The organism is Clostridioides mangenotii TR (assembly GCF_000498755.1).
Taxonomy (GTDB): domain Bacteria; phylum Bacillota; class Clostridia; order Peptostreptococcales; family Peptostreptococcaceae; genus Metaclostridioides; species Metaclostridioides mangenotii_A.
Window position 1 is genome coordinate 31,222 of sequence record NZ_AXUS01000004.1, and the last position, 14,828, is coordinate 46,049.

The window sequence follows — 14,828 nt, forward strand, 5'->3', positions numbered from 1 at the left end:
ATTTTTAAATTTTTAGCCGTAACATTAATAAATTTTCTTTAATAGTATAGGGTAGACGATATATATAAGGGGGGATTTACATGCCAAATCTGCCAAACCTAGGATCCAAAGCTCCTGACTTTACAGCTAATTCAACTAATGGTCCTATTAGGCTATCAGACTTTCAAGGAAAGTGGGTTGTACTATTTTCTCATCCAGGCGATTTTTCACCAGTTTGTACAACAGAATTTTTAGAATTTACAAAGTACCACAAGGAATTTACAGATAGAAATACAGAACTTCTCGCTATTAATAATGACAGTAACAATTCACACCTAGCGTGGATGTACAATATTTTTACGATTACTGGTGTAGAAATTCCTTTCTCTATAGTAGAAGATAGGGATCTTAGAATATCTAGAACCTATGGGATGATTTCTAAACCTACGGAAACTTACTGCGTTAGATCAGTGTTTATAATTGACTGCAACCAAATTTTAAGAACAATTTTATACTACCCTATTTCTACAGGAAGAAATATACCAGAAATACTTAGAATAGTAGATGCTCTTCAAACCTCAGATGATAAAGACGTATTTACTCCAGCAAATTGGTTTCCAGGTCAACCAGTTATTCTTCCCCATCCAAAGAAATATAAAGATTTAAAGAACAGTCTTAAAAATTGTAGCAAAAAATATTCATCTATGGATTGGTATTTATGTTTTGTTCCTCATGATAGCGCTAACGCTTCATCGTACAAAGAGAATTACTTTGACGATAAAATTTCTAAAGATAAAGATGATAAGGTTAAAGATAATAAAGATCAAAAAAACAAAATCCAAGATAATAAAGATAAGGATTCCTGCCATGATTTAGATAAGGATTTAAAAATAGAAGAAGATATTTCAAATTTCTACGACAATAACTACAAAAATCATGACTACGATGAAAATAAAAATATAAAGAGCATAGCTAAAGATACACTAAGCAGTTACAGTAAGAAGAAAAATGTTAACAGACCTCAAATATCTGATTTGTACAATGTTATAAATGAAGATCTTGATTGTCCTGATTTAGACAGAATTGTAGCTGAGTATGTATTTGGAAATCCTACAAATCTAGATGCACAGCTACTGGATGCTGCTATCTATGCTTTTGTTGAAATAAGACCTGATGGTACTCTTCTTGTACCTACACCAAATTTTTTAAGACAAATGGTCAATTTAAAAGCTGAAAAACCTAGTTTAAAAGTAATTGCAGCAATTGGCGGATGGGGTGTAGATGGCTTTAGAAAACCATCTCCTATGCACCCCAACCCTAAAATCATTGCGATTACTGGCTTTCAAGTATTTTATATGTCTACAATAAATCAGAAAACCTAACTTTATAAGAAGACGTATTAACCAGCTAATAAATTAAAGCCTATTTTTCCTCAATTTTGCCATCAATACATACATCCTCCATAGCAGGATTATTTAATAGACTTCCCTTATAGTCGAATCTTGAACCGTGACATGGACAATCCCAAGTTAATTCATTTGGGTTCCATTCTAATTGACATCCCAAATGTGTACATTTTGTAGATACTAAGTGAATCTTATCATTGTCATCTCTATATGCACCTATTTTTTTGCCATTGTATAGAATTCTTTTTGCTTGTCCTTTTTGTATATCCTCTACCTCTTTTAAAGGTATTGATAAACCTTCTTTAGATATTCCTTTCATTGCTTCTACAGTATTTTTCATTAAATTTTTAGATACTGCAGACATTTTAAATCTTTGTGGAGAAAAGGTATCTGAAAAATCATTTTCTCTACCAATTATTTTATCTTTTAATATATTTGCAGCGACCATAGAGGTCGACATACCCCATTTTTCGAATCCTGTAGCAACCAAAACATTTTCTAAAGAAGATGAATAACAACCTATATATGGTACAGAATCGAGGGTCATACAATCCTGGGCTGACCAATGGTACTTTTCTAGACTTTTAGGATAAAACTCTTTAGCTGCTTTTCTTATTCTCTGATAACTATTACTTGATAAAGGATCACCCGCTCTATGATTTCCCCCAGCCATTATTAAGTGTCCATTATAATTTCTAAAAGAATAATCACTTATACTATCACCAATATACATACCACTTACATCCGGAGCTTTATCATAAGCTACTACATAAGATCGCTCTTGATACATTCTTGCAAAATAGTAGCCAGGGAATTTTATAAACGGAAAATGAGTTGCTACAACGCACCACTGTGAATAAATAGTCCCATCTTCTGTAAAAATCTTTAATTTCTTCTTATTATTATCATCTATAATCTCTTCTACAGAAATAACTCTTGTATCCTCATATATTGTCAGGTACTCACTTATAGAATTTAAAAACTTCAAAGGTTGAAATTGAGCTTGATGACGAAATCTTATGGCACCTTCTATTGAAAATGGTAACTTTGTTTCCTTAACAAAATCAGCAGGAATCTTTAAAGCATCGATCGCATTTAGTTCATTCTCAATATTCTCAATATTATTTCTACTATATACATAACTATCTTTCTCTTCAAAATCACAATTTATATTATTTTCTTCAATAATAGTTCTATACTGTTGAATTGCTTTTGAATTAGCTTGATAATATTTCTTTGCATTTTCCTCACCCATTTTATTTAGGAGTTTATTATACTTCAGACCATGTAATGCAGTTATCTTTGCAGTAGTATTTTCTGTTTGTCCTGAACCAACTTTATTTGCTTCAATTACAATAACGTTCACGCCACTCTGTTGAAGAAGATACGCAGTTAAAATCCCAGCCATACCACCACCAATAACCACAACATCCGCTTTGGTATAATTTTTTATCTTCTTTTTCGTTAACACTAACGTATCCCTAGGAACTTCGTTTCTCCATAAAGAACTCACATATATCACCTCTTCTAGAATTATTCACAAAAATGTAAATCTTATTCTAAATAATTAAATTTAATTACTGATTGTATTACGGATGTAAAAAGAATAAGATACTAGCTATATAAATTTATCCATCCTTACTCTATATAACCTCACATAAACGACTATATTCAGAACTGAATAATATCCTAATCTATATCTGACCATATCTATAGGTTTCATCAATCTTCTCATTTCTTTAGTTTTAAACTAATGAAAAATCTCCAAATTAATATATCTTTATATATACTAATTCGGAGATCTACAAAAATTATTATTTATTCAATTAAATCCTGCTTTTGGGTCTCACTTCAAACTATTGATTATTTTTTACATTGATCTACTTATCTGATGCGTATTCTTTCACTTCTTTCTTCTTTAATTTAACATTTGGTTCGCTAGGTAAACCAAACTTAGGAATAAATCTATCAAATCCAGTTAATGTTAGTAAAAGTATCGATCCTACTGTAACAAATGCCATTACATTGTATTGTATTATATCAAAAGGTTTAAATTCATAAAGCGGATATACTGCTGAAAGTATACCAATATAAAATCCTATATAAACATGCCACGGTATCAATTGAGAGCCAAAAACCCCAAGGGAACTTGCAAAGGTAGAATTCCTTAATCTTAATGTGTATATATCTTCTTCACTACCTTCTACATTTTTCTCAACTAATTCTTTAGTTATAGGCCCTACTGTAACAATTTGTGCCATTTCATCTGCAAGAGCTGCATTACCTGCTAAACATAATAGACCATTCATAAACATTAATTGTCTAACATTCCTAACAATTTTTAATATTAAGAAAGATAAAGGTTCAAAAGCTTTCATCTTAGACATTATTCCCCCGAATGCTCCGACCCACATCATCATGACTATAACCCAAGAACCTGCTCCCTCGAACCCTGTCATTATTAAACCTAAAAAGCTATTTAATGATTCAACTGTCCCAGCAAAAATACCAAGTATATATGATGAAATTATACCCACAGATAGACATAATAACGTAGGTAATCCTTTAAACGCTACAATTAAAACAAGTACTAATGGTATCGCCATATAATATGGTACTCCAGTTTTTACTTGATTTAAAAGTTCTACCGCTGATGGCCTTTGTGCCTTTAAATCAACCATTACTTGTGTAGGAATCTTCTCTATCGCTAGTGAAGCATCTGCAGCCTCTGTTGGTAATCCCATATGTATACCTATTATATATATAAGAATTGCTGCAATTACTAGACATACTACAGACCAAGGTCCTTGTGACTTTACTCTATCTACTACTTCAACATTATGTATCCCAGAACTTACAACTGTAGTATCTGATATAAGACCTATATTATCACCAAAACAAGCACCACCTGCTATTGATGCAGTTGTCAGCAATATATTGCCATCAACCATATGGTTTAACCATAAGAATATGGGTGCACATGCAGCAAAAGTTCCCCATGAAGTTCCAGTAGCTACAGAAAGTGTGCATGTAACAGCAAATGCAACAATTGCCACTGTTCTACCTGTAACTCCTAAAGAAAGTGCGATGTTAACTATAGCCGCACCAACTCCAGTTGCCATGAATATCTCTGCCATAGCGTAAGCAAGCATCAATATAAAGAAAACTAAATTTAAATGTTTTACATTTTCAACCGCGCAATCAACTAATTCATCAAATTTCAATTTATCTGTTATCGTAGCTACAATAAACGCATATACCGTAGCAATTGGAGCTGCAATTAAACAATTCATACCTGAAATCATTAAACCTGCCAGTAAAAATACTGGTGAAAACTTAAATAATCCAATCAAAACTCTCATGGAATGAGGCCTCCTGATATAATATATTTTTATATACTCAATTTTACTAAGTTTTTCTTTTTAGCTAGATGTTGCAGTATGATAATTATTCTATTAGTTTATAAAATTTACTCTACTCTGTATATGCCAAATTTCTATTAACTAATTCAGTTACAAAGAAGCTTCCAACATCCTGTGCAAATTTACCTGCCCCAAACCCTGCATCATAACCTAGTTCTTTTGCAAGTTCATGACTTATTCTTGGGCCACCACAAAGCAGAATAACTTTGTCACGCAAACCTTCAGCTTCTAGCAATTCAACTAAATTTGTTAAGTTTTCTATGTGAATATTTTTTTGAGTCACAGTTTGAGAAACTAATAACACATCAGCTTCAAGTTCAACTGCTTTTTTTATAAATTCTTCGTTAGGAACTTGACTACCCAGGTTGTACGCTTCTATTCCTTCATATCTTTCTAAACCATAATTACCTGCATACCCTTTCATATTCATTATTGCATCTATTCCAACAGTATGCGCATCAGTTCCAGTACTTGCTCCTACTATCACTACATCTCTTTTTATATTTTCTTTTATGTACATTTCTATTTCGCTCTTGTCCATAGTATCTTCTTGCGCTACTTCTACATGTATATCCTCGTAATTAACACCCTTTTCCAAACTTCCATATACAACATAGAAAGTAAATTCCTTATCAAGTGCTTTGTGATGAGCTACATTTACATCACTTAGTCCCATATTCATAACAGTAAGTTTTGCAGCTTCTATACCCTTTTCATCGTCTTTTATAGGTAATGTAAAGCTAACTTGCACTTTTGCATCATTTAATGTATCTCCATAAGGTTTAACATTCTTTAAATCAAGATTTTTGTCGTATTCCTTATTTTCCAAAGAATATGATCCACTCATTAGCATTTACCTCCTAACATTAAATCTATAAATGGGTTGAAGTATACACTATCTTTCATAACAACTCCATCAAGTCCTTTTCCACCATCTATCGGTCTTTTTATACCTGCAAACTTTCCTTTTTCAATAGTTTTAAATAGTCCATCTTTTTCTATTTCAGATATCAAATCATATGCATTATTTAAAACCTCATCAGCTCTGTTACACATTAGTCCATCTTTTTTAAATTCTATTTCTTCTCCAATATCTTTCATAGTATTAAATATATATTTAGCGTTATCTATTGAAATTGCTCTATCTGATATAAATGGTGTATGTATAGCTTCTGTAAGCATCCCTAATAAGTGTAGCTTTTGGTTTGTCATTATAGTTACCATATTAAATAAAGCATCTTGTACTTGACCTTTAAATATGTCACCAGTCATAAACTTAGTAGGAGGCATATATTTTAGAGGTGCCTTAGGAAATATTTCTCTTGCCATCTGAGCTTGGGCTAATTCGTATAAGAAACCATTTTCAACTTCTGGACTTATTTCAAAAGCATGTCCAAGCCCCATCTGCTCTTCTGGAAGCCCTGCAACAAGTGCGAATTGCTCATTTATAAATTGTGATACAAGAACGGTATGCGCTTCTTCTACTGCATCTGCTGTTGTTAAGTAGTTATCTTCACCTGTATTTATTATAACTCCCGCAAAACCATTTATTATTCTTGAAAAAAATTGGTCTATCATAGTTCTCTTCATGTTTATATCTCTAAATAATATTCCATATAAAGCATCATTTAACATAACATCAAGTCTATTTTGTGCACCAAGAGCTGCAATTTCTGGCATACATAAACCAGAACAGTAGTTACAAAGTCTAATATATCTTCCTAGTTCAACTCCAACTTTATCTAGTGCTTCTCTCATAAGTCTGAAATTTTCACCCGTTGCATAAGTTCCTCCAAAACCTTCAGTAGTAGCACCATATGGTACAAAATCAAGTAAACTTTGGCCTGTTGTTCTTATAACAGCTATTATATCTGCACCTTGTTTAGCTGCGGCAACAGCTTGTGTTATATCTTCATATATGTTTCCAGTAGCAACTATTAAATATAGGTATGGTCCCTTTTTATCACCATATTCATTTAAATAATCTTCTCTTTTATTTCTGTTAATTTTTATTTGTTCTACACTTTTTTTAGCTATATCATTTATCTTAAGTTTAACATCAAAAGCATCATGTTCTTTAATGTTGCATAAATCTAAATCTCCATTTGATACCTTCTCTGCTATTTCTTGTGGAGTAAGACCTGTATTTATCATTGCATTACCTATATAATAGGCGACACCCATTCCTAAAGATCCATCATTTGAGTTTTTAATGCTATCAACTACAATATTTGGTAGAGGCACTCCAAATTCATCTACACCATCTACACCAAGTAACCTTAGTATTGTTCTTTCTACTGACACTGTAGTGTTTTTATTTATAAACTCTTGTGTCTCTAATACTATATTGCGTGCTGATTTACGAACCTTTTCTACTATTTTGTAATCTAAATTTAGTTTGCTCATATTAATCCTCCTCAAGCTTTGTTATCCTGTTTGCAGCTATATCTATAATCTCATTATCTAGTCCTAATAACTTACATACATTTAAAGCATCCTTTGGAACTTTAGTTTCTTTACTGACTTTTTCTAGTCTATAATCCATATATTCTTGAAGTAATTTTATGCCATTTAAGTTCTCATTTAGACCCATTCCAACCTTCAAATCTATTTGACGTTTTAGTCCATCAAAGTCTACATTCTTAAGACCTATTACTTGGTAATACGTAGCATTATCTATATTTATATCATCTAAATGTGTAGATATTAAACTGATAGTATTATGATTTTTAAAATATTCACATATGGCTTTTAAGAGTATCCTTCCCTCAACTGGGTTTGTACCCCTGGCGAATTCATCTAGAGCTACAAATCCGTCTCTTACCTTCATAAGTTTTATTATTTCTTTTAATTTTATAATCTCAGCTCCAAATGAGCTTAGGCCTTTATTTATATCTTGCATGTCATCATTTATTAAATATATAAAGTCTAATACACATAAGTTAGCCTCTTTAGCAAATACATAAAAACCGCATTGGAATAAGTATAGATTGAGAGCTATTGTTTTCATACTTACACTTTTTCCACCCATATTAGCACCACTTATTATAGTAACTTTGTTATCTATATCTACACTAATTGGGATGTATTCTTTATTCTGTGAATTCAAAATTTCTTTAAGATTTGGATCTACAAGATTTTCAAAGCAAATCCTATTTTCATTATTTATAGTAGGTTTTACTGCATTGTACTTAATTGCTAAGTTTGCCTTGGCAATAAGTACATCCAATTTACCTATAGATTTCATATTTTCATCGATATCGTTTATATAGTTAAATAGATTTTCACTTAAATATTTTCTAATTTTTAATTCTTCTTTTTCTTCATTTAAAACAATATTTAATCTTTCTTTTTTAAATTTTTCTATTCTATCTGGATCTGTTTCAATATATATCTTATTTTCTATATTTAGCTTATTTTTCCTAATGGAAGATAATTTTTTACTATAGGTATTATATATTTGGAATGTAGCTAAATTAAGTTCGTCTGGATCTAATAATTTAACAACATCTTCTAGATCCTTGAAATTTATATAATCTATAGTTATATTTAATTTTTGATAGTTACTAATTATCTCGTTAGTGTTTATAGCAAATTTTTTTATTTCAAATAATTCTAGTTCATCTAATACTTTATTATTTTTTAATCTATCTATAGTATTTTTTATATTTTTAGTTTTACAAAATGTGTACTCTATATCATCATACACAACTTTATTTTCATCAAAGCCATTAATTATTACTTCTATATAATTAAGCTCCCTCGTTAATTTCTCACTATTTTCTTTTTTATATATTTTTATATTAGCTTTCTCTTTTACACCATATGGTGTAATCGTATTTACTTCATTTATTATAAATGACTTGATATAATCACCTTCTTGCTTATAAAAACTTATTTTCATATCTCGGCAACATTAAACACTCTTATGTCGATTTTGTTCTGTATACTCTCAATAAAACACTTATTATCAAAGCTATACCCTTCTATCGATGTTGGATTTATACTTAATCCTATTAAATTTACTTTATTTATTACTTTTATATTCCCTTTAAGCTTTATAAACTTATCAAATATTTCTTTATCTAAAAATATCTTTGTGCTATCACTAACCAATATAGTAATATTTTTATATTCATCGCCACTTTTTATAAAGTTGTTTATAAATTCATTGCTTACTATTCCATCTACAACCACATATTTAGTATCTTGATCTATTCTCTTTATAATCTCTTTAGAAGAATTTAAAGTAGTCTTTATGTCTATAAATTTGAATGAATAGTCTTTATTTACTAAACTTACCTTATATGTTTTTAAATTTTCATAAATTTCATAAAATTTTTCATCATTCGTTTTAGCGAGATTTAAAATATTAGCTTCAAATACTATTTTCTCAACTGCCTTATTTATGTCTTTATCAATTACAGCACCACTACAAAATATTGTAGAATCTGTAATAGACGGCGAACCTAATGTTTTTCTTGATAAAGCTCCATCGACCATACTCAGGTCTGCACCATAATATTTTAGCCTTTCACATATGTACTTTATTTGAGTATTTATAGACGGTCCTGCAAGCTCAACATATCCATCACTTAAAGACCTAAATATAACTATATTTCCCATTGGTGTCGTTATCCCTGTTAACTCTAAAATCTCTTTAGTTATATCACTGCTTAAAGCTAAGTTTGTAGCTGTAGCGATTATAGTGTCTTTGTTTACATATATTCTAGGCTTTTGAGTTTTAGTAACAATATCTAAACCCTCTCCATCTACACCTATCGATGTAAGTCCTAACACTATATTTCTATTTAAACATTCTTTTAAAATATAGTTCAAAGTAGTAGTTTTGCCCACATTTTTGTAGTTACCTATAATAGATAGACTATTATATCTTAGAATTTCATCTAATATGTTCATAATTATATCCTCAAAACTAAAATTGATTTTTTATAAACGGTGTACATTTAATATTTCAAAGATATTATAAACTCATATGAGTTTATAATATCTTTGTAAAATCTTTTAACTGCTATTTTAAGAAATAACATAAATTTGTCACTCAAATTTATAATTTTAATAATGTATTTTAGTTTACAGTGAAATTTTAACCTAATTGAGTGCTAAGTTCTCTTTTCTTTCTTTCTAATCCAACTGGCTCAATAACACTTCGTTGATTGTTTATAAGACCTGCTACCCCTACCTTATTGACTTCTTTTTCACCTTTACAGACTTCACATTCACACGTATGATTGTAATTACTTGGCTCTGTATAAGTAGTAATAACTCCCTCGAAATTTCTAAGTATTACCTTATCATAGCTTTGAGAAATTACATAATTAGGCATAACTGGAGTCTTACCACCACCACCTGGCGCATCTACTACGAAAGTTGGGATACAATATCCCGATGTATGACCTCTTAACCCTTCCATAATTTCTATACCTTTGGCTACTGGTGTTCTAAAGTGCTCTATTCCATTAGATAAGTCACATTGGTATATATAGTATGGTCTAACTCTTATATTTGCCAAGTCATTTACTAACTTCATCATTACATGCATACAATCATTTACTCCTCTTAGTAGAACACTTTGGTTACCCAAAGGGATACCTGCATTTACCATTTTAGTACAAGCCTCTATAGCTTCAGGTGTTATTTCTTTAGGATGATTAAAATGTGTATTTAACCATACAGGGTGATATTTTTTCAACATATTTACTAAATTATCAGTTATTCTTTGTGGCATAACAACAGGAACTCGACTTCCAATTCTCACAATTTCTACATGTGGTATTTCTCTTAACTTCTTTATAATATATTCTAGTCTATCATCACTCATTAAAAGTGCATCCCCACCTGATAATAATACATCCCTTATAGCAGGCGTATTTCTTATATATTCTATAGCCTTGTCTATTCTATCAACTGGTTGAGCTCCATCATTTTGTCCTGCGAATCTTCTTCTAGTACAATGTCTACAGTACATCGCACATTGATCTGTTATTAAAAGCAACGCTCTATCTGGATATCTATGTGTAAGGCCTGGAACAGGTGAGTCTCCATCTTCATGAAGTGGGTCATCTAAGTCAGCATCTGATACTTTCAACTCATCTGACGTTGGTATTGCTTGTTTTCTAACAGGATCATTAGGGTTTGTTGGATCTATTAATGATAAGTAGTATGGTGTTATACTCATTCTCAAAGTTTTAAGACATTCCTTAACACCTTGTTCTTCATGCTCTGTAAGTGGAATATATTTTTTTAATTCTTCAACTGAAGTTATTCTATTTTTTACTTGCCAATTCCAATCATTCCATAATTCATCGCTAACATTTTTAAATATTTTTCTTTCCATAACTTATATCCTCCCTAGTTATATATATAAATTCTTAAATATTTTTCTTAATGTCGCACTTTCTCTCAAAGCAGTCAACGTGACATCTGCATGCCCCTTTGTGTACCCGTTTCCTATTATCATATCTACATCTTTCCCTACGCCCTCAGCTCCTAGAGCTGCTTTTGTGAATACTGTTGCCATTGAGAAGAAGTATACTACTCCACCATCTCTAACTGGTAATATTGTACTCATTTCTGTATTTTGAACATTTACACAGTTTATCGCTAAATCAACTTCTTTACCGTCATTTACTTCTAATACTTTTTTAAGAACTTCTGTAGGATTTTTTGCATCTACAGCTATTACTGAATCTACAAGATCATTTTCCTTTAAGAATGCTGCTTGTTCGTCATCTATAACAAGAGCAATTACTCTTCCAGTTTTACCTGCTTTTTTTCTAGCTTCATAACAGCAAAGCATTCCAGATTTTCCAGCAGCTCCAAGTATTAAAACACTATCTCCTTCTTTAACCAATTTTTGAGTCTGAGCCGGTGCTCCAGCAACATCAAGTGCCGCTAATGCTAAGTTTTCTTCCATATCTGTCGGTAACTTAGCATATATTCCACTCTCAAATAAAATTGCTTTTCCCTTAATTTCAACTCTGTCTATATCGGCTTTTATATCTATTATTTCTTCTATTTTTAATGGTGTTAATGATAGTGATACTAATGTTGCTATTTTGTCTCCTACTTTTAAATCTATTTTATCTACTAAGTCATGACCTATTTTCTCTATTGTTCCTATTAACATACCTCCAGAACCTGTTATCGGATTCTGCATTTTTCCCTTTTCTTCTACTATCTCTAATATACTTGACTTTATCTTCTCTATATCATGTTCGCATTCTTTTTCTATTTGGTTGAAACTTGCTGAGTCTATATTCAATGCTTGTACATCTATTAAAATTTCGTTATCATATATGTTCATATCATTGTTTACTTTTTTTGCTGGTTGTGGAAGTGAATTTTCACCTATAACTCTATGTGTACCATATTTGCATCCTTTCATTTCTAATCCCCTCTTTTTATACTAATTGTGCTTTTGTATACACTAAATTATCAGATATTATTAAATCTGCGTCTGTCATTTCTTTTAACTCTTCTATTGTTATATCTTCACTTATTTCAGTTAAAACTAATCCTTCTTCTGTAACATTCATAACTGCAAATTCAGTTATTATCATATCAACTACACCTTTTGCAGTTAATGGAAGAGTACAGTTTTTAAGTATTTTAGATTTACCTTTCGCGGTATGTAACATGGCAACTATGACTTTTTTAGCACCAATTACTAAATCCATAGCCCCACCCATCCCTGGAACCATTTTTCCTGGTACTATCCAATTAGCTAAGTTTCCATGTTGATCCACTTCTAGTGCTCCTAGTACTGTTACATCTACATGTCCTCCTCTTATGATTCCGAAAGACACTGATGTATCGAAGAAAGCTCCATTATCGTTTATAGTTACATATTGACCACCTGCATTAGTTATATATGGGATAATTTCATCTTCATCCGCAACTTTACCCATTCCAACCATTCCATTTTCAGATTGGAAAGTTAAATTTATACCTTCTTCTATATAATTTGTGGTTAATGTAGGAAGCCCTATTCCTAAATTTACTAATTGATTGTTTTTTAATTCCTTAGCTACTCTTCTAGCTATAACCTCTTTAGGATTCATTATTTTTCCTCCTTTATAATGTAATCTACTACTACACCTGGAGTCATTATCAATTCTTTATCTATACTTCCTACACTTACTAATTCTTCAGCTTGGACCACTACTATGTCACTTGCCATAGCTATCATTGGATTGAAATTTTTAGTTGTACCTTTATATACTGTATTTCCAAACTCGTCTACCAAACTCCCATTCACAAGTGCAACATCGGCTCTTAATGGAAGTTCTAATAAATATTCTTTTTCATCTATAGTTATTTTTTGTTTACTTTCTTCTACAATGGTACCTACTCCTGTGGGAGTTAATATTCCACCTAAACCATATCCCCCTGCTCTTATCCTCTCTATAAGCGTTCCTTGTGGGGATAGCTCAACATCTAGTTTTCCTTCATTCATTAGTCTTCCGGTTTCTGAATTTGTACCTATGTGAGATGCTATAACCTTTTTAACTTGATTATTAACAATTAGTCTTCCTATACCTTCATCTACATAGGAAGTGTCATTCCCTATTATAGTTAAATTTTTAACATCCGATTCTATAAGTGAATCGATAAGAACTTCTCCTGTTCCACATCCTAAGAATCCACCTATCATAATAGTCATATCATCTTTATAAAGTCCCTTTAATTTTTCCAAAGATATAACTTTATTCATTTTAGACACCCCCTCAATATATTCTAAGCTTCTTGTGCACTTAATATCTTAGCTTCTAGACCTAGTATTTGACGAGCTTCTACTGGCGTTGCAACTTCTCTTCCGAGTTCTCTTACAATATTTGCTGCTTTTCGAACAAATTCACCATTAGATGAAGCTGGTACTCCTTTTTTCATATAAACATTATCTTCAAAACCAACTCTTACATGTCCACCCATTAATACACCTAAGGCTATCATGTCAAATTGATATCTACCTATACCGCTTACTGTAAACGTGGAATTTTGAGGTATACTTTCTCTCATAAACATTAAATCTCTATAAGTTGCACCTATCCCCCCGTTAACTCCCATAACAAAGTTAAAATGCATATTATCATTAATAAACCCTTTTTTATTAAGCCTAATAGCCATGTCTACCATACCCTTGTCAAATACTTCTATCTCTGGCTTAATATTTAACTCTATCATTTTTTTTCCAAACTCTTTTATAGTATTTTCGGTATTTACAAATATTTCATCTCCACCAAAGTTACAAGTTCCACAATCTAATGTTGCCATTTCAGGATAAAGATCTACGGGTTGTATTCTTTCTTCATTGCTCATTCCAACTGCACCTCCAGTTGAAGGTTGAATAATGGCATCTGGACATGCAATTTTTATAGCATCTATACACTCTTTAAATCTGTTTATATCTTGTGTAGGAGCACCATTATCTTCTCTTACATGAAGATGTATTATACTTGCACCGGCATCATAAGCTGACTTTGCTTCTCTCGCTATTTCTTCTACAGTGTAAGGTACATTTGGATTATGCTCCTTTGTTACCTCAGCACCACATATAGCCGCAGTTATTATAACCTTTTGCATATTAAATCCTCCCCTTAAATAACTATAATCTTTGCTTATCTTTCGGTACTACACAAGTTCCACTAGCTTTACAAACTACTATTGGATCCTTTAAAACCTCTGCAGCTGAATCATTTATATCATTTCTAGGTATTATAACTTTTCTAGCTTCAAACACCATTTTTCTAGAACTATTTCCGACATTAACAATTTCACCTACAGCTTCTATGTAATCTCCTGCGTATACTGGGGCCATAAATTCTACACTATCGTAAGCTTTGAATAGCCCTTCATCTCCATCATTTTGTATTAATAGTTCAGTCGCAATATCCCCAAATAATTGAAGCATCTTAGCCCCATCTACTAAATTTCCACCGTAATGAACATCATGGCTGCTCATTCTCATTCTAATCATTGATTTCATATGAACATCCTC

Annotated in this window: 13 protein-coding genes; 1 reads left to right on the top strand and 12 read right to left on the bottom strand. The window is 31.5% G+C overall.

Going from position 1 to position 14,828, the window contains the following annotated elements:
• The first annotated feature begins 80 nt into the window (after positions 1 to 80).
• Complete coding sequence (locus T473_RS17615) at positions 81 to 1,361, top strand: peroxiredoxin (RefSeq protein ID WP_024620564.1); 1,281 nt, start codon at positions 81 to 83, stop codon at positions 1,359 to 1,361.
• Positions 1,362 to 1,401: 40 nt separating this feature from the next.
• Here the strand turns inward: T473_RS17615 and T473_RS0102980 are convergent, their stop codons facing one another.
• From T473_RS0102980 to kal, 12 genes are all read right to left on the bottom strand, one after another.
• Positions 1,402 to 2,898, bottom strand: a complete 1,497-nt coding sequence (locus T473_RS0102980) for an FAD-dependent oxidoreductase (RefSeq protein WP_024620565.1) — start codon at positions 2,896 to 2,898, stop codon at positions 1,402 to 1,404.
• A 367-nt stretch (positions 2,899 to 3,265) separates the two neighbouring features.
• Entirely contained in the window at positions 3,266 to 4,747 is a 1,482-nt protein-coding gene (locus T473_RS0102985; protein WP_029791471.1) for a Na+/H+ antiporter NhaC family protein, read from the bottom strand.
• A 112-nt stretch (positions 4,748 to 4,859) separates the two neighbouring features.
• Complete coding sequence (gene kamE / locus T473_RS0102990; RefSeq protein ID WP_024620567.1) at positions 4,860 to 5,654, bottom strand: lysine 5,6-aminomutase subunit beta; 795 nt, start codon at positions 5,652 to 5,654, stop codon at positions 4,860 to 4,862.
• Positions 5,654 to 7,213, bottom strand: coding sequence for a lysine 5,6-aminomutase subunit alpha (gene kamD / locus T473_RS0102995; RefSeq protein WP_024620568.1), 1,560 nt, complete (start codon positions 7,211 to 7,213; stop codon positions 5,654 to 5,656). The genes kamE and kamD overlap by 1 nt, the downstream gene beginning before the upstream one ends.
• A gap of 1 nt (position 7,214) precedes the next feature.
• Positions 7,215 to 8,711, bottom strand: coding sequence for a lysine 5,6-aminomutase reactivase ATPase KamC (kamC, locus tag T473_RS0103000; protein WP_024620569.1), 1,497 nt, complete (start codon positions 8,709 to 8,711; stop codon positions 7,215 to 7,217).
• Positions 8,708 to 9,727 carry a lysine 5,6-aminomutase reactivase subunit KamB gene (gene kamB / locus T473_RS0103005; RefSeq protein ID WP_029791475.1) on the bottom strand — a complete coding sequence of 340 codons (1,020 nt, stop codon included), beginning with the start codon at positions 9,725 to 9,727 and terminating at the stop codon, positions 8,708 to 8,710. The genes kamC and kamB overlap by 4 nt, the downstream gene beginning before the upstream one ends.
• Positions 9,728 to 9,914: 187 nt before the next feature.
• The gene (gene kamA / locus T473_RS0103010; RefSeq protein WP_029791476.1) at positions 9,915 to 11,165 is read right to left on the bottom strand and encodes a lysine 2,3-aminomutase; all 1,251 of its coding nucleotides are present in this window, start codon (positions 11,163 to 11,165) and stop codon (positions 9,915 to 9,917) included.
• 18 nt (positions 11,166 to 11,183) lie between these two features.
• Positions 11,184 to 12,215, bottom strand: coding sequence for an L-erythro-3,5-diaminohexanoate dehydrogenase (gene kdd / locus T473_RS0103015; RefSeq protein ID WP_024620571.1), 1,032 nt, complete (start codon positions 12,213 to 12,215; stop codon positions 11,184 to 11,186).
• A gap of 16 nt (positions 12,216 to 12,231) precedes the next feature.
• On the bottom strand, positions 12,232 to 12,891 hold the full coding sequence (locus T473_RS0103020) for a 3-oxoacid CoA-transferase subunit B (RefSeq protein ID WP_029791477.1): 660 nt from the start codon (positions 12,889 to 12,891) through the stop codon (positions 12,232 to 12,234).
• Positions 12,891 to 13,544, bottom strand: a complete 654-nt coding sequence (gene atoD, locus T473_RS0103025; RefSeq protein ID WP_024620573.1) for an acetate CoA-transferase subunit alpha — start codon at positions 13,542 to 13,544, stop codon at positions 12,891 to 12,893. Before atoD ends, T473_RS0103020 begins: the two co-directional genes overlap by 1 nt.
• 23 nt (positions 13,545 to 13,567) lie before the next feature.
• On the bottom strand, positions 13,568 to 14,413 hold the full coding sequence (gene kce, locus T473_RS0103030) for a 3-keto-5-aminohexanoate cleavage enzyme (RefSeq protein WP_024620574.1): 846 nt from the start codon (positions 14,411 to 14,413) through the stop codon (positions 13,568 to 13,570).
• 22 nt (positions 14,414 to 14,435) lie between these two features.
• Complete coding sequence (kal, locus tag T473_RS0103035) at positions 14,436 to 14,816, bottom strand: 3-aminobutyryl-CoA ammonia lyase (protein WP_024620575.1); 381 nt, start codon at positions 14,814 to 14,816, stop codon at positions 14,436 to 14,438.
• Between the last annotated feature and the right edge of the window lie 12 nt (positions 14,817 to 14,828).